This window comes from Streptomyces sp. NPDC001668, assembly GCF_042893155.1.
Lineage (GTDB): Bacteria > Actinomycetota > Actinomycetes > Streptomycetales > Streptomycetaceae > Streptomyces.
The window spans coordinates 1-21427 of record NZ_JBIAUQ010000019.1 but is presented as its reverse complement, the minus strand read 5'-3'; the positions used below and the strand labels follow the sequence as shown (position 1 = coordinate 21427).

Below are 21427 nucleotides of genomic sequence, written 5' to 3'. Positions count from 1 at the left end.
CGGCACCCACCTCCGCGAAATCAGTCCCCTTCGCAGGACTCCTCGTAGGACTCCTCGCGGGATTCCTCGTACGACCCCTCGCAGGCCTCCTCGAAGAAGTCGAGATTCTCCTGGAGGGACTTCATCAGCCGGTCCCGCTCGGCCTCGTCCACCTGCACGGGCACCATGCCCGTGGCCCCGGTGAGCCTGCGGAAGCCGCCGCGGCTCTCCAGCCTGCCGTGGACCCGCACCGGAAGCCCGACGAGGTGGGCGTGCCCGGCGATCCGGTACGCCTCCTCGTCCAGGGTCAGCCGGACGTGCGGTATCTCGGCGCCTGCGATCACCCGCAGCCGTACCGACCCGTCGCCGCGCGGCCCCGACCTGCGCATCCGCACCACCGTGCCGGTGATCCGCACCGCGACGGAGGGCTCCTCGCGCAGGTAGCGGGCGCCGGCCTCGCGCAGCACGGGCAGGTCGCCGGGTGAGAACTCGACGGTCTCGGAGGACGCCGCGCACCCTTCGGGGACCCCGGCCGCGGGTGCCCACTCGACGGCGACGCGCGCGCCCTCCGTGCCGCGTACGAGGGCGATCAGCGCCTCGGTGAGCTCACGGCTAACGCCCGCCTCCACGGCCCCGTCGAACGCGTCCATGCCGCCGGTGGCCCGCCGGTAGTCGATGGCCTCGCGCGTGGCGTAGAGGGCCTGGTGGAGGCGGACGGCGAGCGGGCGGCCGGTGCCGACGGGCACGAAGGCGGTGAGCCGGCGGCCCCCGGCGGCGGAGCCGACCAGGACGTTGTCCAGGGACGCGGCCGCCGTACGACGGTGGCGGGCGCCGTAGTAGCCGGCCCGCGCGCGGGTGGCGAGCGCCCCGGCGAGGAGGGTCTGGCGGGCGGCGGAGCGCAGTTGCTCCTCGACGGTCCAGGGCGTGGCGTCGGCGGGGCCGGTCGGGACGTCCCGCCACCAGCGGATCTCGTCGCTGGGCACGGCCAGGCCCACCAGCACCTCGCGCGCGGAGGGCGTACCGCTGCGGGCCAGGGCGACGAGGGCCTCGCCGAGGAGGTCCTCACTGTCGGGGAAGGCTCGGCTCTCGGGCACGAGCAGGCTGGTTCCGCCGCCGCCCGGCCCCGGCGGGGTCCAGCGGCCGTAGCGGCCGGGGGCGCCGCCACGCCGCTGCCAGCCGTGCCGGTGCAGCAGGGCGCTCAGGACGGCGGGGTCGACCTCGGCGGGGGTCGGCGAGCGGTCCCAGTGGGCCTCCGGGTGGGGGCGGACCGCGCGCAGTGGCTCCTGAAGCGGGCGGTGGGTCATGGTCTGCCTCCCGTCCCGACCCGCGTCATGATCTCGCACAGCGCCCGGTCGTCGAAGATGCGGTTGGTGGGGATCCGCACGGTGGTCCGGGTCCGGCCGGTGATGGGGTGGCCGGCCAGGTTGACCCAGTAGCAGCAGTGCCGCAGGTCCAGGCGGTCGTGGCTGGCGCGCAGCCAGTCGTCCTGGGCTCTCGGCACGAGCATGACCACCAGGATCTTGTGCACGGACACCGGGGTGCGGGCGAGTTTGCGCAGGTGGTCGTTGTCGAGCGTGAAGGAGAAGAAGCGGCCCGGCGGACTGGGGGCCACCTGGTAGGTGCACTTGAGCTGCACCTTGATGGTGACCTCGTCGTCGACGGTGTGTCCGGGCGAGCCGTGACTGACGTGCCAGTCGATGCCGTTGTCCGGAAAGGGCTGCGACAACGAGCAGCCGGCCGCCGCCGCGACGGCGTGCAGATAGCCCACCTGCAGTGTCTCCATGCAGGCGGTGGTGGCGAGCGTGCCGCGAAGGGGGCCCGTGCGTTCGGGCAGCAGCCCGCCCCGCTCGGGCTGCGCTATCGCCATGACCAACAGCCTTCCAAGCCAAGTGCCATGCCCTCACAAGGGCCACATGAATCCCGCTCCGGGTCGCTGAACTGCAAAGACCCGCACTCCTGTTGTGTCCTTCCGGCGTACGGCGCAAACAGCCCGGGTATCACCAAACAGGCAGAAGACGGTGCGTCAGCTGCCGTGGGTGAACGAGGGGTTGTGTAGGTATGACGTGCTGGTACGAAGGGCCCCTGGCCGCTTTCGACACCGAGACCACGGGCGTGGACGTCGAGACCGACCGGATCGTGTCGGCCGCCGTCGTCGTCCAGGACGCGGCGGGCACCCGGCCACGGGTGAGCCGTTGGCTGGTCAACCCGGGTGTGCCGGTGCCCGCCGGGGCGACGGCGGTGCACGGGCTGACGGACGAGCATCTCCAGCTCAACGGCCGCTGGCCGGCGCCGGTGATGCTGGAGATAGCCGAGGCGCTGGCGGAGCAGGCGGCGGCGGGCCGTCCGCTGGTGGTGATGAACGCGCCGTTCGATCTGACCATCCTGGACCGGGAGTTGCGCCGCCACCGCGCCTCGTCGCTGGACCGCTGGCTGGATTCCGCACCGCTGCTGGTGCTGGATCCGCGGGTCCTCGACAAGCACCTGGACCGCTACCGCAAGGGCCGCCGCACCCTCACCGACCTGTGCGAGCACTACGGCGTCGACCTCGACGGCGCGCACGACGCGGCTGCGGACGCACAGGCCGCGCTGGAGGTCGTACGGGCGGTCGGGCGCCGTTTCGCCACCCGCCTTGAGCGGCTGGCACCGCCGGAGCTGCACAACCTCCAGGCGGTGTGGCACGCGGCCCAGGCCCGGGGCCTCCAGGCGTGGTTCGCGCGCAGCGGCTCGGAGGAGTCGGTGGACCCGGCGTGGCCGCTGCGCCCGGATCTGCCCGCGGCGGCGTGAGCGAGCATGGCGAGCATGAAGAAAGCCGGCCCGTCTGAGACGGACCGGCTTTTCCCGGTGGGCGATACTGGGTTCGAACCAGTGACCTCTTCGGTGTGAACGAAGCGCTCTCCCACTGAGCTAATCGCCCGGGAACGCACTGAACAATACAGGTCCCCGCGGGTTTCCTTCAAACCGCTTCCAGGTGGGCGACGAGCCCCCGCCGCCCGGCGCGCATCATCAGCCGGTGGTTGGCCAGGAAGACCGGCCGCCCGGGTACGGCGAAGCGCCGCAGCAGTGGTTTGTTCACCTCGGTGAACTGCTCGTAGCGGGCGAGGCTGCCGTCGCCGTCCGCGGTGACCGTCCAGCGCGCCCAGCCGTCGAGGTCTCCCTCCATGGCGATCTCCAGCACCCCGGCCTCCGGGTCGCGCCGCACCTCCCGCGCGGTGAAGACCAGGTCGTACGGCAGTGTGGCGCGGATGGTGATCACGCCGCTGGTGTCGTCGAGCCGTCGCACCTCGCGCACCTGGGGCCACCAACGGGGATACTCCTCGGCGCGTTCCAGCGCGTCGTAGACGTCGGCGGGTTTCGCGGGCAGGGACCACAGACTGCGGAAGCGGTATCGGGTCCAGTCCATAAGAAGAGTCTGGCATCGGATCCGAGTAGCTTTTGAGTACCCGTACTCATGTCCCGCGGCGTGACCCAGCCCACACTTCGAGGCATGACGCACATTCCGCCCCCGGCCGAGGAGCTGCGGCTCATCGATGCCGAGCTGTGGCAACTGGACACCCGTCGCAGCCAGTTGCTGGCCCGCCGGGCCTGGCTGGTCGCCGCGCTCCAGCCGAAGTGGCAGGCGCCGCAGCCGACAGGGCCGACGCCCGCCGCCTCCCCTCGCCCCGAGGCGAGCGCACCGAGCGTGCAGAACGTGCTCCTGGTGCTCGGCGGTGTCCTGCTCACCGTCGCGGCGATGGTGTTCACGCTGGTCAGCTGGGGTCACCTCGGGATCACCGGCCGGTCGCTGGTGCTCGGCGCGGTCACGGTGGCCGCGCTCACGGCGCCGCTGCCGCTGCTGAAGCGCGGGCTGCGCTCGACGGCGGAGTCGGTGGCGGGCCTGGGGCTGGCTCTGACGGTCCTGGACGCGGTCGCGCTGCACGGTGCGGTGTTCCTCGGGACCCCGGGGGCGCCGTACACGGCGGTCGCCTCGGCCCTGCTGGCGGGGCTCTGGACGGCGTACGGCCTCCTGCCGCGCACGTCCGAGCTGCGCCTGCCCCACCCGGCCGCCCTGGTCGCCGCCCAACTCCCGCTGTTCTTCTGGGCGATCGCGGCCGACGCGGGCTCGTACGGCCTCACGGCCGCGCTCCTGGTGACGGCCGGGTTCGACACGGCCGTGGCACTCCGGATGACGTCCAGGACCCTGCGTGTGGTCGCCGCGATCGGCGCGTACGGCGTGGGCGCCTGGGGCGTACTGGCGGCCGGCTGGCTGACCTGGACAGCCTCCGGTCCGAGCGCCGCCGCCCGTGCGGCGGCGCTCCTTCTCCTCGCGAGCGCGATCGCGCTGACCGCCGCGTGGCAGAGCGACGGCACCGGCCGTGCCACGCCCGCCGACGGCCGGTCCGCCGGTCTCGCCGTCGCCTCCGGGCTGCTCGCGGTGGCCTCCCTCGGCGGAGCGGCACGGTCGGTGCTCCCCGAGCTGTGGACGGTTCCGGCCCATCTGGCGTTCGGCGTCGCCCTGTTGGCGGCGCTCCGCCTCGACCGGCTGCCTCAGGCGGTACGGCGGGGTCTGGCCTGGGCCTCCGGGGCCGTACAGGCGCTGTCCCTGCTGTGGGCCCTGCCCGTCGTCGGTGTCGTCGTGCTGGGCCCGCTCGCCTGGGCCTCGCGGGCGTGGACCGGCGCCCCGTCGGACGCCCGCACCGCGGTGACCGTCGACGTGACCTGGCCGCCGCACGCGGAGGCGGCACCGGTCGTCCTGGCCGCCGTAGCGGCCGTGCTGGTCCTGGCCGCACGGGACGCGGCCCGGCGTCCACGGGCCCTGGCAGGGGCACTGGGCCTGGCCTGGGCCGCCGTCCTCACTCTTCCGGCCGTGCTGGAACTCCCCTACTCCGCGGGCCTGTCGGTCCAGGGCGCCGTAACCGCGGCGGCCCTGACGGCAGCGCTGTTCCTACGGCAGCGCCTCCCGGCCCTCCTCCTCGCCCTGATCACCTCCGCGAGCCTCGCCTTCCTGGCGCTCGCCTCCCAGACGGCGACCCTCGTCGTCCTCGGCGGCCTGGTCGCGCTGTTCGCGGCGGCCTCCTGGCGCCTCGCCCCCTTCACGGCCCCGGCCGCCCTCGTCCACGGTGCCGCACTCGCCGTGGCGACCGGCGCCGCCGCGCACTGGTCCCCCGCGCACATCGCCCTGCTGGTCCTGGCGATCCCCGCGGCCGCGGCTCTCCTCGCCCATCGGCTCGGCGACTCGAAGGCCACCGTGCCGGTCGAGGCGGCCGGAGCGGCGGCCGCCGTGCTCGCCATCGCGCTGGCCGCGGCAGACCTCCCCCTGCTCGCCACGGTCCTGGCGCTGTGCGGGGTGATCGCGGCGGGTACGGCGGTCCGCGCGGACCGCCGCCCCGTCGGCTACGCGGCCGCCGCCCTGTTCGTCCTGGCCACATGGGTGCGCCTGGCGGCCTGGGACGTGGCCCCACCGGAGGCCTACACCCTCCCGGTCACGATCCCGGCGCTGTTGGTCGGCGCCCTGCGTCACCGCCGCGACCCGCAGGCCTCGTCCTGGACGACGTACGCCCCCGGTCTGGCCGCCACTCTCGTGCCGAGCCTCTTCGCGGCCTGGGGCGACCCCCACTGGACGCGCCCCCTGCTCCTCGGCCTGGCAGCGCTGGTGGTCACCCTCGCGGGCGCCCGCCACCACCTCCAGTCCCCGCTCCTGCTGGGCGGCGCGGTCCTGCTCCTGGACGCCCTGCACGAACTGGCCCCGTACCTCGTCCAGGTGACGGACGCCCTCCCCCGCTGGGTTCCGCCGGCACTGGCGGGCCTGCTGCTGCTCGCGCTGGGAGCGACGTACGAGCAACGCCTCAGGGATGTCCGACGGATACGGGAAAACCTGGGCAGGATGAACTGACACAGGGGCGTGGGGAACTGCGCGACCGGCTACAACGGCCGCGCAGTTCCCCACGAACCGTCACGGCATCCTGTCCCCGAGAAGCGCCAGGTTCTCGATAGCCGCCAGCCCGTACAGCGCGGTGTCGTTCGACGACACCCAGGCCGCCTCACTGCCCGCCACCAACGCGACCGGCCCGCTCAGCTTCTCCGTCTTCCAGGGCGCGGACTCCTTGTACCCGTCGGAGTTGTAGAACTTGTCCCAGGCCCGAGCGGCCAGCTTCGCGTCCCCGGTCTTCACGGCCGCGTACGCGTCGAGCCGCGAGTGCCCCTGGAACAGCAGCAGCGTCCCGAAGTTGGACCCGTACCGGGCCGCCTGCTCGGCCTTGGTCGCGTTGAAGTACCGGCAGTAGTCGAAGTACGCCTCGTTGAACTTCGGCATGTCGACGAGGTCGATGAGCTCGGCGCACAGCTCGTTGAGGCCGAAGACGGCGGACAGGTGGGATACGCCCACCACCGGCGCCGAGGCCACCGCGAACTTGCCCGTGTCGAGGTCGTACAGCCCACTGCCCTGCACGAACCCGTTGGGCTGGGCGGCGATGCCCTCCATCGTCGACAGCACGCGCGCCTTGGCCTTCTCCCACTTGGGGCCCTTGCGCTCCCACTCGGTCAGCCAGGCCGAGACCAGCCCGCTCCAGTCCGTGCCGAAGCCGATCGACAGGGCGTGCCGGTCGGGCGTGTACGGGTCGGTGCGGACCTTGCGCAGCGGGTCCAGGACCAGGAACGTCTCGTCCGAGTCGACATTGGCGTGCATGAGATCGCCCACGCGCTCGTCGGCGGTGAGGAAGTAGTAGTAGCGGCGGTACGTCGTGTTGGCGATGCGCTGCTGCTTGGCGCTGTCGGCGTAATGCTGCACACCGTGCCGGGTGCCGAGGCCCGCCCACTTGCCCAGGTGGTAGACGTCCACCTCGCCGGTGTGCCGGGTCATGGACTCGGCGAACCGGAAGATGTCCGCGCGGCCGCTGCGGAGGTACGCCATCCACAGCCAGATGTCCGGCGAGAGCTCGGAGTTGTCCCAGGCGTAGCCGCCGATGTCGTACCGCCACTGGTGCCGGACGGTGTCATAGGTGTGCATGATGTCGCCGTGGTCCCAGAAGCCGTACCAACGGCGCTGCTCCACCTGGTCCTTGTAGTAGGTGAAGAGGAAGTCGAGGTGGTCCTCGATCTTCGCCTTGGCGGGGGTCGAGCGGTCGGGCTCGGAGTAGAGGCCCGGGCCGAAGACCTTCGCCTTGATGAGCTGCTTGGGCGGGGCGGCGAGCTGCGGCAACACCCGTACGGCCTCGACCTGTTCGGCGAGGGCCTCCGGTGTCGGCGTGGACTCGTTCGCCCAGAACAGCAGTTCAGAGGTGCGGGCGATGCCGTAGGGGGTGCCGAACTCGGGCTCGTAGTCCTCGTAGGTGATGTTGAGGCCTTCGAGCTGTTCGGCGAAGGTGTCCTGGCCCATGCCGTCGTGGTAGAAGCGCAGGTCCATGGGCTGCGCCTCGGGCGACCAGAGCCAGAGGGTGACCTCGGCCTCGTCGGTCTGGGCGTCGCGGATGTCGAGCTGGGAGGGGTGCCGTTCCCAGAAGTCCCGCAGTCCGAAGGAGAATCCGCCGCTCGCGCCGCCGACGTACCCGAAACCGGAGGCCCGCCTGCCGCCGCCGGCGCCGATCCAGCCGTGCCCCTTCTTGGTGCGCTTGCGCACGGTGAAGCCGTCGGCGGAGAGCTGGGAGAGCGTGTAGTCGCCCCACTCGGGGATGTACTGGAGCCGGGTGGTGACCCGCTGGTCCCAGGTGGACGGATCGGGCAGCTTCTTGCCCGCGTACTGGGCCTCCTGCACGGCGATACCGGGGTCGCGGCGCAGTCCGGTGATGCCCTTGACGGCCTCGCGCAGCAGACCGGTGCCCTCGCCGCCGATGCGGATGTGACGGTCGTAGGACTGGTCGCGCATCGGCACGCTGAAGCGGACACCGAGGCCGCGGATGAAGTCGCCGCTCGCCTTGCCGGGCTCCTGGGTGCCGTCGTAGGTGATCGTGTGCACCATGCGGAAGGAGTCGGCGCCCGCGTAGAAGTAGAGGCGGATCGAGAACGGCAGCCAGCTCCGGTTGCCCTTGCGGTGCTTGCCGTCGATCTTGACGACCGCGCGGACCGGCCCCGACTGCTCGACGGTGACCTCGGAGATGGCGCCCTCGAAGCGCTCGGTCTTGACGGTGCCCTGGTCCTCGTCCTCGATCTCGGGCTGGCGGATCAGCACGAGCCGCCCGTTCCTGGCGATCTCGGTGGACCCGCGGGTGACCGACTTGATGAGGGTGGCGCCCGACTTGCCGATCTTCGCGGTGATGACGCCGGTGGAGACCGTGATCGTGCCGCCGCTCTGGTCGACGGTGACGTTCTTGTCGGGCACGGCGGCGTCGCCGGCGCTCAGCGACAGCTTGCCGTTGCCCGAACTGACCGCGTGGGCGGTCCACTTGAGCGAGCCGTCGGGCCAGTAGGCGATCGGCCAGGACTGGACCGGCACGGCCTTGCCGTCGGCGTCCTGGACCGCGAACTTCTGGCCCTCCTGGTAGACGCCCTTGGGCCAGGGCACACCGACGGTGGAGCCGGGCGCGGCACCGAGACCGCCGTCCTCCAGCCAGTCCAGGGTCACGGGAGAGTCGTCGGCCTCGGCGGCTCTCGGCGCGGCCTGTGCGTCCTTGGCCCCTAGCGCCCAGCTGAACTGCGCGGCGGCACCGGCGACGGCGGCGGCTTTGAGGATGGACCTGCGGGGGATGGGGGACATGGCCATTCCTTTCCATGGAACAGGCTGGTCAGGGGCATGACAGGGAGAGGTGCGGCGCCGGGGCGCCGACCTGGGGACGAGGGCACCGCCCGTCAGCGGCGCCGGTAGCGCTCCTCCACGGCGACGGCGGCCGCCGCGACGGCTCCGAGGACCGGGACCGCCAGCGGCGCGATGAACCCCGCCGACAGGGCCACGACGGCCAGTCCCGCGACGATCAGGAAGGATCCGGCGGGGTCCCGCAGGGTCCGGCGTACGGCATCCGCGAGCAGCGCGCGCCAGGAGGCACCCGGAGCCCAGACCGCCGCCGCCCGCAGCCCGGCCACGGCGAGGGCGATCAGGGCGAACAGTCCGACGGCCCCGACCAGCGGCCCTCCGGGGATCCCGGCCCGGGCGGCCTGTACGTCCACCCAGACCGCGGCCGCCGCGACCCACCCGGCGACCCCGACGAGCCACCCGCGCCGCGCGGCCGTGCGGAAGTCCGCGACGAACTCCCGCCGGCCGCCGCCCTCATGGGACATGCGGCGGCGCAGATGCCGTGCCCCGGCGGCGAAGGCCGCCGGATAGGTGACGAGTCCGAGACAGGCCACCGCGATCCATACGCCGGTGAGCAGTGTCTCGGCGAAGAGGGCGAAGCGCTCACCGCCGAACACCGGCGCCCTGCGCCGGGCCTTCACACGCGCTTGCGCCATGCTGACCGCCTCACTTCAGTCCGGACGTCGCCATGCCGTCGATGAGGTAGCGCTGGAAGGCCATGAAGAAGGCGATGACCGGCACCAGCGCCACCAGCGACATCGCGATCATGCTGCCGTAGTTGGAGATGCCCTCCTGGTCGCGGAACATCATCAGGCCGAGCGAGACGGTGTACTTCTCGGGGGTGTTGAGGTAGATCAACGGCCCCATGAAGTCGTTCCAGGCGTTGATGAAGGTGAAGATCGCGCTGGTGATGAGGGCGGGCCGGCACAGCGGCAGCACGATCGACCAGTACGTCCTCAGGTGCCCGCAGCCGTCGAGCTTGGCGGCCTCGTCCAGCTCCCGCGGCAGCCCGCGCATGAACTGCACCATCAGGAAGACGAAGAACGCCTCCGTCGCCAGGAACTTGCCGGCCACGAGCGGCACCAGCGTGTCGACGAGCTCCAGCTTGCGGAACATCACGTACTGCGGGATCAGCAGGACGTGATACGGCAGCAGCAGCGTGCCGATCATCAGCGTGAACAGCAGATTCCGCCCGGCGAACCGGATCTTGGCGAAGGCATAGGCGGTCAGCGAGCTGGAGATCACCACACCGGCCACGGCGAGGCCCGCGTACATCAGTGAGTTCACGAAGAAGCTGCTGATGGAGATGCCGGAGATGCCGTCGGCGAGTCCCGAGAAGTTCGCCCAGACCGGCTTGGCCGGCAGCAGGTCGACGCTGGCGATGATGTCCTTGCTCGGCTTGAACGAGGCCCCGAAGACCCAGATCACCGGATACAGGACGACCGCGAGGACGGCGAGCGCGCCCACGTGCCAGGCGATCGATCCGGTGCGGCGCCGCTCGTTCGCGGTGCGCACCACAGGGGTGCTGACAGTGGTCACTTGGCGGCCTCCTCGTAGTGCACCCACTTCTTCTGCGACCAGAACAGGACCGCCGTGACCAGCGCCACCGCGACCACCAGCGACCAGGCCATCGCGGAGGCGAAGCCCATCTGGGCCTCCTTGAAGCCCTTCTGGTAGAGGTAACAGGTGTAGACGAGGGTGGCGTCGGCGGGCCCGCACTGGGTGTTGGAGACCACGTACGCGGAGCCGAACACCTGGAACGCGTGGATGGACTCCAGCAGCACGTTGAAGAACAGCACCGGCGAGATCATCGGCAGCGTGATGTTCCAGAACCTGCGGAGGGGGCCGGCTCCGTCCATCTCCGCGGCCTCGTACAGCTCCTGCGGGACCTGTTTGAGTCCGGCCAGGAAGATGACCATCGGCGCGCCGAACTGCCAGATGCTCAGGGCGACCAGGGAGTACAGGACGTAGTCGGGGTTGCCGATCCAGCCGCCCACGTCGACGCCGAAGATCTTCTGGGTACGGTCCACGATCGCGTCGTCCGAGAACAGCGCCCGCCACACGAAGCCGACGGAGACGCTGGCACCGATGAGGGAGGGCATGTAGAACGCGGCACGGTACAGACCCTGCCCGCGCCGCTTCTGCGCCAGCAGCAGCGCGACACCGAGCGCGAGCAGCAGTTTCAACGGGGTGGCCACGACGACGTACTTGAGCGTGACCTCCACCGACTTCTGCCAGCGCGGGTCCTGGAACATCGTCGTGAAGTTGTCGAAGCCCACCCACTCGGGGGGCGTGAACAGGTTGTACCGGGTGAACGCGTAGTACAGCGACGCGATCATCGGCCCCGCCGTGAGCACCAGGAACCCGGCGATCCACGGCGACATGAAGAGGTAGCCGGCGAGGTTCTCGCGGCGCCGCCCGCGCCGCCCGGCGACAGGAGCGGCGGACCGCTTCTTCGCCGGGCGCACGGGCGCTTCCTTGACGAGCGTCATGGTGGTACGTCCCCTCAGCCCGCGAACGCGGCCTTGGCCTCGCTGAACAGCGCCTTGGCGGCGTCGGCCGGCTTGGTCTTGCCCTGGGAGACCTCGGCGCCGATCCGCAGGAACGCCGCCTCGACGACGTCGGCGCCCGACGGGTGCGGGGTGATCTTCCCGAGCACACCGGCCTTGGCGACCTCTTCCTCGTAGGCCGCGACACCCTTGTTCTGGGCATCGGTCGGCTTGAACGCGTCGTACTGCTCGGTCGTGGCGAGGATGCCGCGGTCATAGCCCATGATCTTGCCGACCTCGGGGTCGTGGACCATGAAGGAGATGAACTGGGCGACCTCCTTCGGGTGCTTGGTCCCGGAGAAGCCGCTGAGCATCAGCGAGCCGAGGTACTGGCCGGTGTGCTTGCCGTCCGTGGTGGGGATCGGCGCGAGCCCGTAGTCCGACTCGCCCTCACCCTCGTAGCGGATGGAGAAGTTGTCCCAGGTGAACTCGGACGCGGCGAGCCCCGCCGAAAGGCCGGACTTGGGCTGGACCTGCTCGATCTTCTTGGGGTCGGCGACGAGCCCGGACTTCACTCGCTTGTACGCGTCCGTCCACCACTGCGTCAGATCGTCCTCGGTGAAACCGAGAGCGGAGTCGGTGAAGAAGGCCTTGCCGTTCTGACGCAGATACAGGTCGTACAGGTACATGATGCCGTGGTAGCCGGTGTCACCGGCGATCTTCAGCTTGTCCTGGATCGTCTGGAGCGCGGCGAAGTACTCGTCCCAGGTCCAGCCGAACTTCGCCTCGACGCCCGCCTTCTTGAAGGCCTTGAGGTCGATGACGAGCGCCATGGTGTTGGCGCCGACGGGAATGCCGAGCTGCTTGCCGTCGACCTGACCGTTCGCCAGAACGCCGTTGCGGAAGTTGTCCAGGCTCAGATTCCCGGCGTCCGCCTGCGACTTGAGATCCAGCAGAACACCGCGCTTGTCGTACTTGCGCAGGAAACCGACCGCATTCTGGAAAACGTCCGGCGGATTCCCGCCCGAGGCCTGGGTCTGGAACTTCTCCCAGAACGCCTGATAGTCGGTGAATTCAGGCTTGATCTTGATCTTCGGATACTTCTTCTCGAAGAGCGCGATCGTCTTCTTGATGGCGATGGCGCGCGGCTCGCCGCCCCACCACGCGTAACGCAGTGTCACCGTCCCGTCGGCGGAACTGTCACTGTCACCCCCGCAACCCGTCGTCGCGGCCAGCCCCAGCGTCGCCGCTGTAGCCCCGGCCGCCTTCAGGATCGTTCGCCTCTCAACATTCCTGTTGGTTCCCACAGTCGGGTCCCTCCCCGCAGCGTCGCCGCCTGCATGAATCGTTTCAAGTAAGCGCTTGCTGGCACAAGTTACGGAGGGCCCGGGAGTGCGTCAATGATTCGGACAGGAATTTCTTGAGAGCGTGGTGAGAGGTCGGAGCGCCTCCAACCACCGGATGGCCCGCGGGAAGTGACGATCCCCCAGGTGAGAGCCGCGGGATCGACCGGTCGAACGTGACACAGGCCGCCGTACGCGATCGACGGGCGACCGAAAAAGGACAGGCGGTGAATGGGCCGCACCACGGACCGTCAGGCGTGACGGAGTCGGCGGCCGGTCCTCGTCGTCGCTCCGTGCGTGCATACGCCGACGGCCCGTCCGCGATCTCGCAGACGGGCCGTCGGTCCGGGTGGGCGATACTGGGTTCGAACCAGTGACCTCTTCGGTGTGAACGAAGCGCTCTCCCACTGAGCTAATCGCCCGGACGCAGGAAGAAGATTACCCCATGTCAGGGGGTGCCTGTGACCAGCGGTGACAGTCCCGGCGCCCCCCGCGGGCTCACTGGTCCTTGATGTTCCAGGGCATCTCGAAGCCGAACTTCCAGACATAGACCCCGAGGATCGCGCCGATGACCACGAGGCCGATCGAGGTCAGGATGATGTTGCGCCGTCGCACCTTGGGATCGAGGGCCCGCTGGGCCGCCTCGGTCACCTTGCGTTTGGTCCAGCGGAGCACGAGCTGGGCCCAGACGAACTCGGTCGCCCAGATCGCCATACCGCCGAAGATCACGACCCAGCCCGGCCCGGGCAACGGCAGCATGATGATGCCGGCCACCACGACCGCGAGGCCGATGACGAAGACCAGGACCTGCCAGCTCAGGTGCAGGACCCGCCGCGACCTGATGAATTCCGGCGCCCTGGAACCGAGCCCCTGCTCGCCCTTCACCTCGTCCGACTCCTTGCCGGCCTGCCCGTCAGACGCCACGGCGACCTCGCGCGGCCCGTCACTCCCCGTATTCATACAGCCGAACCCTACCGGAGAGAAACCAGTCACCGGAATGGTCGTACCTCCGCAAGGGGCCCTCGGCCGGAAGAGTTACGTAAAGGCACGCAAAACACTCAGAGGGGTTTACAACGGCACCGTAGGTGGCATGTCGATTTCGCCGACGTGCGAATCCCCGAGCGCACACTGAGCGAAAGGCCCTGGCGCTTATGAACACCACGGTCAGCTGCGAGCTGCACCTGCGCCTCGTTGTGTCGAGCGAGTCCTCCCTGCCTGTCCCCGCAGGCCTGCGGTACGACACGGCCGACCCCTACGCCGTGCACGCCACCTTCCACACCGGAGCCGAGGAGACCGTCGAGTGGGTGTTCGCCCGCGACCTTCTCGCGGAGGGCCTCCACCGGCCCACCGGAACCGGCGACGTCCGAGTCTGGCCGTCGCGCAGTCACGGTCAGGGCGTCGTGTGCATCGCCCTGAGCTCCCCGGAGGGCGAGGCACTGCTCGAGGCCCCGGCGCGGGCCCTGGAGTCGTTCCTGAAGCGGACGGACGCCGCCGTGCCCCCGGGCACGGAGCACCGCCACTTCGATCTGGATCAGGAGCTCTCGCACATCCTGGCGGAAAGCTAGGAGGCGAGACCGCACAGAGCCGCCCGGCGCCGTCCACTCGGGGAGACGGCTCGGGCTGGTACAACCGCATAGGGAACGACAGGTGCCGTGGGGGGGGGGGGGGGCGCCGCCCCGGGGCCGGGGGGGGGGGGGGGGCCCGCCCCCCCCCCCACGGCACCTGTCGTGCGTCCGGGCACCGCGACCCGCCGAGCCATTACCATCGGCCAGCATCGGCGGGCGTCCGCCCGACCCCCAGGCCAGGGAGCAAATCGTGCTGATCACCCACGACACCCGGTGCGCCCTCGACACCGTGGTCGATCTGGTGAACACCGCACCGGAGGACGACGCGTCGCCGGACGCGCTGCCGGATGTCGCGGCGCTCGCGGATTTCGTACGAAACCACGAGATCAGTGGCGTCGGGGTGCTCTCGGAGTTCGACCTCTCGGCCGTGCGCAAGATCCGGGGCCGGTTCGCCTCGGTCTTCGCGGCCCCGGACGCCCGGGCCGCCGCCGCCCTGATCAACGAGCTGGTCGCCGCCGCGGGCACGACTCCACAGCTCACGGATCACGACGGCTACGACTGGCATGTGCACTACTTCGCGCCGGGCGCCTCCGTCGCCGACCACCTGGCGGCCGACTGCGGGATGGCGCTGGCGTTCTTCGTGGTGGCCGGGGAGCAGGAGCGGCTGCGGCGCTGCGAGGCACCCGACTGCCGGCGGGCCTTCGTCGACCTGTCCCGCAACCGCTCCCGGCGCTACTGCGACAGCCGGACCTGCGGAAACCGCCTGCATGTGGCGGCCTACCGGGCCCGGCGCAAGGAGGCCGCGGGCTGAGGTCCGGGCGGAGTGAGAGCCGGGGTGGGCTGAGACCCGGGCAGCCGGACGGAGAGCCAGGCGTCGGACCGACACCCGCACGCTGATTGTCGACGTGGTCCCCGACGGGTGACGCCGGGGACCACGGGTTACGGCTCAGAGCAGCAGCAGGTCGTGCAGCGCAGCCATGAGCAGGAGAGACCCGATCACCGCAAGGAAGATCATCAGCGGTGGCTGGGAAAGGGCGAAGAGGCATCCACGCGGCTCGTCCTGCGGCGGCGCGGTATCGCTCTGTTTCGTGTCCAGCATCTCGCGGCGATGATGGCGCAGCCGGCACCCCGGACGCGATCAACACGCCCGGAATGAGCGGTAGTTCGCCGGATTCCGTGATGTCCGTTTCGGATCGTGATCGCTTGCGGACCTGCATGTGCCGCACTGCGAACGTTTCAGTTCAGCGCGCGACCGTCATATGCCGTGCTTCTTGAGGATGGCCTCGATGTCGCTGAAGTCGTCCCCCGCCGATTCGGTGCCCCTGGGCTTGCCCGCGGGGCGGGCCGCCGGGGTGCGTACGGCCGGGCCGAGGGAGGGCGCCGAGGCCGTGGGAGCCACCGCCTCCTGCTGGGCGCCACGGGCCGCCCTGCGCTCCTTGCGGGTGCCCCCGCGGCGGCGCTCCACCGCGCGCGTGGTCGAGAACAGCACCCACGACAGGCCGAGCACGCCGAAGCCCGCCCAGGCCGTCGGGCTGAAGGCGGTGTCCGCGAGCCAGTCGACGACGCCGGTCATCACCAGGCCGAGCGGGACGAGGGAGTAGGCGGCGATACGGGTCGCCGCGAGGAACCGCTTGCGGTACGCGGTGACCGCCGCGATGCCCAGGCCGGCCGCGGCGACGGCGGAACAGACGGTCTCGGCAATCATCCGGTCCTCCAGGCAGGGCTCGATCGGCAACGTGCCGCTTCGTCCCTATCCATCCTGCACCTCCCGACCCCCACCGGGCCATGCCCCGGCAGGACATCAGGGACATCTCCGGGTCAGCTCCTCCGCAGGTGCCGGTCGGGGTCGTACCGGCGGGCAGAGGGCGCCTTCGTGGAGGCCGGAGGCGATTCGGCACAGTGAGCCGGAGCTGGGAGACTGGGCCCATGAGCGACCCCTCCCCCGTCCGTCCCGCCGCGCCCGTCCTCGATGTGTGGTGCGAGCTGCAGTGCCCGGACTGCCGTGACGCGCTGGACGATGTCCGGGCCCTGCGCGCCCGTTACGGCGACCGTCTGGAACTGCGGCTGCGGCACTTCCCGCTGGAGAAGCACAAGCACTCCTTCGCCGCCGCGCAGGCCGCCGAGGAGGCGCTGGAGCAGGGCAGGGGCTGGGAGTTCGTCGAGGCCGTGCTCGGGCGGGTGGCGGAGCTGGACCGCGGCGGGGAATCCTTCCTGGTCGAGGTGGCCCGTGAACTGGGGCTCGACGCCGAGGAGTTCGACACCGCGCTGATCGACGGCCGGCACATCCTGATCGTGGACGCCGACCAGGCCGAGGGCAAGGCGATCGGCGTGACCGGGACACCGACGTACGTCATCGACGGCGAGCGCCTCGACGGCGGCAAGAGCCAGGACGGGCTGCGCGAGCGGATCGAACAGATCGCGGACCGGCTGCTCGCCGGGCAGGAGTGAGCCGGCCTCAGAGCAGGCTCTTGTACATCGAGTAACCCACCGTCGCGTACCCCATCGACTCGTACAGCCGCTCCGCCGGCGTGTTTCCCGCGAAGACGTTGAGGCCCAGGACCCGTCTGCCGGAGGCGATCGTCTGGGCCTCGGCCAGCAGCATCAGCGAACGGCCGTGGCCACGGCCGCGGTAGGCCTCCTCGGTCTCGACGTCGTAGACGAACGCCGTGTCGTCGTCGATGAACTCCACCCACAGGACGCCGACCCGGACTCCGTCGTGCTCCAGGACGCTGAACAGCGCCTCCGGCGTCGCCAAGCCTCGCTGCACGAGCTGTTGGTGATCCTTGCGCGACCTCGCCGTGGCCTCGGCCTCGGGTACTCCTCGGGAGGACCAGTCACCGGCGTACTCGGTGATGCCTCGCTCCGCCCACGGCCAGAACTCGGCCTCCGTCATGGGTCTGCCCCGGCTGCCCGGGGGCAGGTGGGGCGCGTCGGCGCCGAGGTGCTTCTCCATGCCGCGGTTGCGGTGGACGTAGCCGAGCATGGTGGCGAGCCGCAGCGCGGGCCCGGCGTCGGCGGGGACCCTGATCTCCAGCTGCCCGCAGCCCCAGCCCCGCGCCACCTCCTCGGCGGCGAGCGCGGCGACCGTGCCCCGGCCACGCCTGCGGTCGGGCTCGTCGATCCGCAGGTCCCGGATCTGGGCGACGGCCGTGCCGAAGGACGGGTGGGTCGCGAGGTGTATCGCCCCGACGGGACGGCTGTTCACGCACACGGTGTAGTGGCGGGACAGCGCCCCGTCGGCGCCGCGCTGGAGCGGCTCGGTCGGCCGCAGGGTGGTGGTCATCACCGGAGTTCTACCCGCTGCCGTGCGCCGGAGCAGCTCAATATCGACGGCCTTTACGGATCGAGGTCGTCCCCGGCCCGCTCCTCGAAGATCCGCATGGCCTTGGCGGTCACCGGGCCGGGCGCGCCCGGCAGTTCGCGCGCGTCGACGCGATGGACGGCCTGGACGTCCCGCAGGGTCGAAGTGAGGAAGATCTCGTCCGCCCGCTCCAGGACGTCCAGCGGCAGGTCGGTCTCCTTGGCCCCGGTCCATTCGACGGTCAACGCTCGCGTGATGCCCGCGAGGCAGCCGGAGGCGAGCGGCGGAGTGTGGATCTCGCCGTCGAGCACGACGAACACGTTCGACCCGGTGCCCTCGCACAACTGCCCGACCGTGTTGGCGAACAGCGCCTCCGAGGCGCCGTTCTCACGCGCGCGGGCGAGCGCGACGACGTTCTCGGCGTACGAGGTGGTCTTGAGGCCGGTGAGGGCGCCGCGCTCGTTCCGCGTCCACGGCACCGTGATCACGGCCGTGGAGTCGGGGCGCGGAGCGGACTCGCCGAGGGCGACCACCAGGGTCGGCCCGTGCTCGCCCCGGTCGGAGCCCAGCGGGCCATGGCCACCGGTGTAGGTGATCCGCAGCCGCCCGAGCGGCATCGGGTTCGCCTCCAGTACGGCGGCGCAGGCGCGGCGGACCTCGTCGTGATCGGGGTCGGGCAGCCCGAGGCCCCGGGCGGACAACGTCAGCCGGTCGAGATGCCGGGTGAGGGCGAAGGGGCGGCCGTCCACCGCCTTCACGGTCTCGAAGATGCCGTCGCCCACGGTCAGTCCGTGGTCGAAGACGGAGACGCGGGCGGTCTCGATGTCCTGCAGCCCGCCGTCGAGCCAGATCTTCACGTAAGGGTCCCTCCACTCACCTCGTACGTCCCCGACGCTACCGCGAGCAGCCGGGCCGCCTTCAGCTCGGTCTCCCGCCACTCCCCCTCGGGGTCGGACCCCCAGGTGATCCCGGCACCGGTGCCGAAGCGCAGCACTCCCCCGGCGCGGTCGGTCCAGAAGGTGCGGATGCCGACGGCCAGCTCCCCGGTGCCCCGGTCGGTGTCGACCCAGCCGACGCCTCCGCAGTACGGCCCCCGGGGCGCGGTCTCCAGCGCGTCGATGATCCGCAGGGCGCTGGACTTGGGCGCGCCGGTGACCGAGCCCGGCGGAAAGGCGGCGCCGAGCAGTTCGGCCCAGCCGGCCCCGTCCCGCAACTCGCCCCGCACGGTCGACACGAGGTGGACCAGCCCCGGATGCTTCTCGACGGCACACAGGTCGGGAACGGTGACGCTGCCCGTGGCGCACACCCGCCCCAGGTCGTTGCGGACCAGGTCCACGATCATCACGTTCTCGGCGTAGTCCTTGGCCAGCAGGTCGTCCTCGGTCCGCCCGGTCCCCTTGATCGGCCCCGACTCCACGACGCGCCCGTCCCTGCGCAGGAACAGCTCGGGCGACGCGGTGGCGATCTCCACCCCGTGCGCGGGCAGCCGAATCGTTCCTGCGTACGGCGCCGGGTTGCCGCGCGCCAGCAGGGCGGTCAGCGCGTCCACGTCGGCGCCGGGAGCGAGGGGGGCGCTCAGGACACGGCAGAGGTTGGCCTGGTAGACCTCGCCGGTGGCGATGTGCGCCCGGATCCGCCGTACGCCCTCCATGTACGCGACGCGATCGAGCGAGGACGTCCAGTCACCGGCGGCCGGACCCCGCCATGCCCCCGGCATCGGCGCGGGCACCGCCTCATGGCGTACGTCGGCGAACCGGGCGCAGGTCAGACCGCCCTCGAAGTCCGCGGCGACGGCCCAGAAGCCGGCGGAGTCCAGCGCCGCGGGGTCACTGGTGACGTCGAGGAGACCGGTGGCGACGCGGTCGCCGAAACGGGCGAGAGGAGGGAGGTCGGGCACGGTGTCGAGTCTATGGCGGGTGTCCCGCGGGTGACCTGGCCATGTCCTTTCGGCCGCCCTGACCACGTACGTAGACATGCGCACCGCAGCACGCTGCGCAAACGCGTTTTTGTACTGGCCCCGGAATCCGCTAGAGTTCAACTCGTCGCCGGGCCGCGAGAGCGGAACGAAACGACAAGCGGACGTAGCTCAGTTGGTAGAGCGCAACCTTGCCAAGGTTGAGGTCGCGAGTTCGAGCCTCGTCGTCCGCTCGAAGGAACAAGGGGATCTTCCCGAACCCCTCACTCCTGGTGGAGTGGCCGAGAGGCGAGGCAACGGCCTGCAAAGCCGTCTACACGGGTTCAAATCCCGTCTCCACCTCCAAGGACGATTAGCTCAGCGGGAGAGCGCTTCCCTGACACGGAAGAGGTCACTGGTTCAATCCCAGTATCGTCCACTGGATCTCATGATCCTCCGCGCGATTAGCTCAGCGGGAGAGCGCTTCCCTGACACGGAAGAGGTCACTGGTTCAATCCCAGTATCGCGCACGCAGTAAGGCACGATCTTGATCGTGACGTCCCGCGCGATTAGCTCAGCGGGAGAGCGCTTCCCTGACACGGAAGAGGTCACTGGTTCAATCCCAGTATCGCGCACACACCGAAGCCCCCGGCCCTGCGGCCGGGGGCTTCCTCGTTGCTCGGTCAGCTGGAGAACAGCATGTGGCCGAAGCCGCGGTTGCGGTGGTGCCCGCCGTGATGACCACCGTGGCCGCCGTAGTGGCCGCCGCCGTGCTGCGGTGCGCCCCAGGCCGGTGCGCCGGGCGCGGCTGGGTACTGCGGCGCGGCCGGGGGCGGGGGAACAACGGGGCCGCCACCGTACTGGCCTTCCAGCCGGGTCAGCGCCTCCAGCTCGCCGTAGTCGAGAAAGATCCCGCGGCAGCCGCTGCACTGCTCGATCTGGACACCGTTGCGGTTGTACGTGTGCATCGGTGCATGACACTTCGGACACTGCATCGTCGGCTCAACTCCTCGCCGGTCGGTCCTGCTTAGCGTTACGCCAGGACAGACTCTGTCCGGCTCTGGTCGGTTGCACCCTACTTCGCGAAACCGTCCGCCAACTCCGGCGGGGTGGAACCCATTCGGTCACAGGCGTCGACGACGGCCCGCTCCACGTCGTCCAGCGCCCGGCCCGCCTCGATCGCCTTGGCGATCGCCCGGGCGGCGGTCTGCACGGTGAGGGCGCGGGCGGGGACGTCCAGCGCCGGCCAGGGGTCGCCGTCGGCGGGGACCGCGGGGCCGTCGGCCGCGCGGTACGCACCGAGAAAGCGGGACCAGTCCTCGGGCGGCAGCAGACCGCAGGCGTACCAGGCGGCGGGGCGAGCGAGGTCCCAGGCGGGCTCCCCCACGCCGAGGTCGTCGACGTCGATGAGCCGCCACGGGCCGTCCGGGGCGGGGTAACGGACCAGTTGGCCGAGGTGGAGGTCGCCGTGACAGAGGGTCGTGGTGTCGGACATGGGGGTCTCGGCGCGGGCCCAGGGCGGGAGGGTGAGCCAGGCGCGCAGGACGGAGGCGGCGGCGGATTGCTGTTGCTGCCGGGTTGCCTTGAGGAGACGGGCGACGGCGAGTGCGGCTTTGACCGGGCCTCGCATGGGGGGCATGTCCGGTGGGGCGGGGGTGCGGTGGAGGTGGGCGAGGAGGGTGGCGGCGGGTTCCCAGGGGGCGGCGTCGGGGTGCTCCGGGTCCACGGGGTCACCGTACGGCCAGAAGGTGACGAGCCTGCCGTGCAGCTCTACGGGCGTCCTGTTCAGTGGGTTCAGGAGGATGCCGGGGAGGCGGTCGGCCGCGGCGAGGCGGGGGGCCAGGTCGGCAGTGGTGGTGCCGGGGGCGTGGGCCTTCGCGACAGTGTCGGCATGCCGGACCACGGTGGCGTCGGGGCGATCGGCGAGGGTGGCTGCGCCGCAGGGGCACGCGGAGGAGCTACGTGAGTGAGCCTCGGTTCTTGCCCTGAGAGTGAGCTCGGTGAGCAGGGGGTGGGGGGTCACGGGGCTCCCTGGGGGACGGGGTTCTGGTCGCGAGGGTACGGGGGGTGCCGGGTTCGGTTGTCGGGCGGGTGCGGGCCGGTGGGGGCTGGTCGCGCAGTTCCCCGCGGGGCCGCTGCGCTGGGCTTGGGCGGGGCG

Annotated in this window: 21 protein-coding genes and 7 tRNA genes; 10 read left to right on the top strand and 18 right to left on the bottom strand. The window is 70.9% G+C overall.

Features of this window, described 5'->3' with window-relative positions:
• Positions 1-20 precede the first annotated feature (20 nt).
• Complete coding sequence (locus ACFYZ8_RS38940; protein ID WP_388540460.1) at positions 21-1283, bottom strand: hypothetical protein; 1263 nt, start codon at positions 1281-1283, stop codon at positions 21-23.
• The gene (locus ACFYZ8_RS38935; protein ID WP_359040118.1) at positions 1280-1846 is read right to left on the bottom strand and encodes a DUF4365 domain-containing protein; all 567 of its coding nucleotides are present in this window, start codon (positions 1844-1846) and stop codon (positions 1280-1282) included. Before ACFYZ8_RS38935 ends, ACFYZ8_RS38940 begins: the two co-directional genes overlap by 4 nt.
• Positions 1847-2037: 191 nt before the next feature.
• Here ACFYZ8_RS38935 and ACFYZ8_RS38930 point away from each other — a divergent pair, with 191 nt between their 5' ends.
• Positions 2038-2763, top strand: coding sequence for an exonuclease domain-containing protein (locus ACFYZ8_RS38930; RefSeq protein WP_359040120.1), 726 nt, complete (start codon positions 2038-2040; stop codon positions 2761-2763).
• Between the two features lie 58 nt (positions 2764-2821).
• Here ACFYZ8_RS38930 and ACFYZ8_RS38925 read toward each other — a convergent pair.
• Positions 2822-2893: transfer RNA gene (locus tag ACFYZ8_RS38925), tRNA-Val, on the bottom strand.
• A 39-nt stretch (positions 2894-2932) separates the two neighbouring features.
• Positions 2933-3379 carry an SRPBCC family protein gene (locus tag ACFYZ8_RS38920; RefSeq protein WP_359040122.1) on the bottom strand — a complete coding sequence of 149 codons (447 nt, stop codon included), beginning with the start codon at positions 3377-3379 and terminating at the stop codon, positions 2933-2935.
• 48 nt (positions 3380-3427) lie between these two features.
• Here ACFYZ8_RS38920 and ACFYZ8_RS38915 point away from each other — a divergent pair, with 48 nt between their 5' ends.
• The gene (locus tag ACFYZ8_RS38915; RefSeq protein ID WP_388540464.1) at positions 3428-5848 is read left to right on the top strand and encodes an SCO7613 C-terminal domain-containing membrane protein; all 2421 of its coding nucleotides are present in this window, start codon (positions 3428-3430) and stop codon (positions 5846-5848) included.
• 60 nt (positions 5849-5908) lie between these two features.
• On the opposite strand, the gene ACFYZ8_RS38910 is transcribed toward ACFYZ8_RS38915, so the two are convergent.
• The 7 genes from ACFYZ8_RS38910 to ACFYZ8_RS38880 all read right to left on the bottom strand — a co-directional run bounded on the left by ACFYZ8_RS38910 (position 5909) and on the right by ACFYZ8_RS38880 (position 13469).
• Positions 5909-8644: a Tat pathway signal sequence domain protein gene (locus ACFYZ8_RS38910; RefSeq protein ID WP_388540467.1), complete on the bottom strand. Its 2736-nt coding sequence runs from the start codon at positions 8642-8644 to the stop codon at positions 5909-5911.
• A gap of 92 nt (positions 8645-8736) precedes the next feature.
• Entirely contained in the window at positions 8737-9333 is a 597-nt protein-coding gene (locus ACFYZ8_RS38905; protein WP_388540469.1) for a hypothetical protein, read from the bottom strand.
• Between the two features lie 10 nt (positions 9334-9343).
• Positions 9344-10216, bottom strand: a complete 873-nt coding sequence (locus ACFYZ8_RS38900; protein WP_388540472.1) for a carbohydrate ABC transporter permease — start codon at positions 10214-10216, stop codon at positions 9344-9346.
• Entirely contained in the window at positions 10213-11169 is a 957-nt protein-coding gene (locus tag ACFYZ8_RS38895; RefSeq protein WP_355753820.1) for a sugar ABC transporter permease, read from the bottom strand. The genes ACFYZ8_RS38900 and ACFYZ8_RS38895 overlap by 4 nt, the downstream gene beginning before the upstream one ends.
• 14 nt (positions 11170-11183) lie before the next feature.
• Positions 11184-12473: an ABC transporter substrate-binding protein gene (locus ACFYZ8_RS38890; protein ID WP_388540475.1), complete on the bottom strand. Its 1290-nt coding sequence runs from the start codon at positions 12471-12473 to the stop codon at positions 11184-11186.
• A 386-nt stretch (positions 12474-12859) separates the two neighbouring features.
• Positions 12860-12931 (bottom strand) — tRNA-Val (locus ACFYZ8_RS38885).
• A 76-nt stretch (positions 12932-13007) separates the two neighbouring features.
• The gene (locus ACFYZ8_RS38880; RefSeq protein WP_388540478.1) at positions 13008-13469 is read right to left on the bottom strand and encodes a TIGR02611 family protein; all 462 of its coding nucleotides are present in this window, start codon (positions 13467-13469) and stop codon (positions 13008-13010) included.
• A 191-nt stretch (positions 13470-13660) separates the two neighbouring features.
• On the opposite strand from ACFYZ8_RS38880, the gene ACFYZ8_RS38875 reads away from it, so the two are divergent.
• A complete protein-coding gene (locus ACFYZ8_RS38875; RefSeq protein WP_004002642.1) occupies positions 13661-14074 on the top strand; it encodes an SsgA family sporulation/cell division regulator in 414 nt (137 codons plus the stop codon).
• A gap of 250 nt (positions 14075-14324) precedes the next feature.
• Positions 14325-14885 (top strand): CGNR zinc finger domain-containing protein, encoded by a 561-nt coding sequence (locus ACFYZ8_RS38870; protein ID WP_359039247.1) that lies wholly within the window; start codon positions 14325-14327, stop codon positions 14883-14885.
• 135 nt (positions 14886-15020) lie between these two features.
• Here the strand turns inward: ACFYZ8_RS38870 and ACFYZ8_RS38865 are convergent, their stop codons facing one another.
• Positions 15021-15173 (bottom strand): hypothetical protein, encoded by a 153-nt coding sequence (locus tag ACFYZ8_RS38865; protein WP_020117509.1) that lies wholly within the window; start codon positions 15171-15173, stop codon positions 15021-15023.
• A gap of 156 nt (positions 15174-15329) precedes the next feature.
• Positions 15330-15779: a hypothetical protein gene (locus ACFYZ8_RS38860; protein ID WP_388540481.1), complete on the bottom strand. Its 450-nt coding sequence runs from the start codon at positions 15777-15779 to the stop codon at positions 15330-15332.
• 221 nt (positions 15780-16000) lie between these two features.
• Between ACFYZ8_RS38860 and ACFYZ8_RS38855 the strand changes: the two genes are divergently transcribed.
• Entirely contained in the window at positions 16001-16522 is a 522-nt protein-coding gene (locus ACFYZ8_RS38855) for a DsbA family protein (RefSeq protein WP_359039243.1), read from the top strand.
• Positions 16523-16529: 7 nt separating this feature from the next.
• Here ACFYZ8_RS38855 and ACFYZ8_RS38850 read toward each other — a convergent pair whose 3' ends face one another.
• From ACFYZ8_RS38850 to ACFYZ8_RS38840, 3 genes are read right to left on the bottom strand one after another with little or no spacing between them, the layout of a single operon-like run.
• Complete coding sequence (locus ACFYZ8_RS38850; protein ID WP_359039241.1) at positions 16530-17360, bottom strand: GNAT family N-acetyltransferase; 831 nt, start codon at positions 17358-17360, stop codon at positions 16530-16532.
• A 50-nt stretch (positions 17361-17410) separates the two neighbouring features.
• Positions 17411-18232, bottom strand: coding sequence for an aminodeoxychorismate lyase (locus tag ACFYZ8_RS38845; protein WP_359039239.1), 822 nt, complete (start codon positions 18230-18232; stop codon positions 17411-17413).
• Positions 18229-19272 carry a chorismate-binding protein gene (locus tag ACFYZ8_RS38840; RefSeq protein WP_388540484.1) on the bottom strand — a complete coding sequence of 348 codons (1044 nt, stop codon included), beginning with the start codon at positions 19270-19272 and terminating at the stop codon, positions 18229-18231. Before ACFYZ8_RS38840 ends, ACFYZ8_RS38845 begins: the two co-directional genes overlap by 4 nt.
• A gap of 178 nt (positions 19273-19450) precedes the next feature.
• Here ACFYZ8_RS38840 and ACFYZ8_RS38835 point away from each other — a divergent pair.
• The 5 genes from ACFYZ8_RS38835 to ACFYZ8_RS38815 all read left to right on the top strand — a co-directional run bounded on the left by ACFYZ8_RS38835 (position 19451) and on the right by ACFYZ8_RS38815 (position 19904).
• Positions 19451-19523, top strand: a tRNA-Gly gene (locus tag ACFYZ8_RS38835).
• A 38-nt stretch (positions 19524-19561) separates the two neighbouring features.
• A tRNA-Cys gene (locus tag ACFYZ8_RS38830) sits at positions 19562-19635 on the top strand.
• Between the two features lies 1 nt (position 19636).
• Positions 19637-19708, top strand: a tRNA-Val gene (locus ACFYZ8_RS38825).
• Positions 19709-19727: 19 nt separating this feature from the next.
• Positions 19728-19799, top strand: a tRNA-Val gene (locus tag ACFYZ8_RS38820).
• A 33-nt stretch (positions 19800-19832) separates the two neighbouring features.
• Positions 19833-19904, top strand: a tRNA-Val gene (locus ACFYZ8_RS38815).
• A 48-nt stretch (positions 19905-19952) separates the two neighbouring features.
• Here the strand turns inward: ACFYZ8_RS38815 and ACFYZ8_RS38810 are convergent.
• Positions 19953-20264, bottom strand: coding sequence for a zf-TFIIB domain-containing protein (locus ACFYZ8_RS38810; RefSeq protein WP_031054045.1), 312 nt, complete (start codon positions 20262-20264; stop codon positions 19953-19955).
• Positions 20265-20344: 80 nt separating this feature from the next.
• On the bottom strand, positions 20345-21292 hold the full coding sequence (locus ACFYZ8_RS38805) for a phosphotransferase family protein (protein ID WP_388540487.1): 948 nt from the start codon (positions 21290-21292) through the stop codon (positions 20345-20347).
• Positions 21293-21427: the final 135 nt, after the last annotated feature.

Bases quoted from the DNA above. Each gene is read 5' to 3' on its own strand.
- ACFYZ8_RS38905 (WP_388540469.1), bottom strand. From the start codon at position 9,333: ATGGCGCAAGCGCGTGTGAAGGCCCGGCGCAGGGCGCCGGTGTTCGGC.
- ACFYZ8_RS38930 (WP_359040120.1), top strand. From the start codon at position 2,038: ATGACGTGCTGGTACGAAGGGCCCCTGGCCGCTTTCGACACCGAGACC.
- ACFYZ8_RS38895 (WP_355753820.1), bottom strand. From the start codon at position 11,169: ATGACGCTCGTCAAGGAAGCGCCCGTGCGCCCGGCGAAGAAGCGGTCC.
- ACFYZ8_RS38880 (WP_388540478.1), bottom strand. From the start codon at position 13,469: ATGAATACGGGGAGTGACGGGCCGCGCGAGGTCGCCGTGGCGTCTGAC.
- ACFYZ8_RS38915 (WP_388540464.1), top strand. From the start codon at position 3,428: ATGTCCCGCGGCGTGACCCAGCCCACACTTCGAGGCATGACGCACATT.
- ACFYZ8_RS38855 (WP_359039243.1), top strand. From the start codon at position 16,001: ATGAGCGACCCCTCCCCCGTCCGTCCCGCCGCGCCCGTCCTCGATGTG.
- ACFYZ8_RS38910 (WP_388540467.1), bottom strand. From the start codon at position 8,644: ATGTCCCCCATCCCCCGCAGGTCCATCCTCAAAGCCGCCGCCGTCGCC.
- ACFYZ8_RS38860 (WP_388540481.1), bottom strand. From the start codon at position 15,779: ATGATTGCCGAGACCGTCTGTTCCGCCGTCGCCGCGGCCGGCCTGGGC.
- ACFYZ8_RS38940 (WP_388540460.1), bottom strand. From the start codon at position 1,283: ATGACCCACCGCCCGCTTCAGGAGCCACTGCGCGCGGTCCGCCCCCAC.
- ACFYZ8_RS38810 (WP_031054045.1), bottom strand. From the start codon at position 20,264: ATGCAGTGTCCGAAGTGTCATGCACCGATGCACACGTACAACCGCAAC.
- ACFYZ8_RS38865 (WP_020117509.1), bottom strand. From the start codon at position 15,173: ATGCTGGACACGAAACAGAGCGATACCGCGCCGCCGCAGGACGAGCCG.
- ACFYZ8_RS38935 (WP_359040118.1), bottom strand. From the start codon at position 1,846: ATGGCGATAGCGCAGCCCGAGCGGGGCGGGCTGCTGCCCGAACGCACG.
- ACFYZ8_RS38875 (WP_004002642.1), top strand. From the start codon at position 13,661: ATGAACACCACGGTCAGCTGCGAGCTGCACCTGCGCCTCGTTGTGTCG.
- ACFYZ8_RS38920 (WP_359040122.1), bottom strand. From the start codon at position 3,379: ATGGACTGGACCCGATACCGCTTCCGCAGTCTGTGGTCCCTGCCCGCG.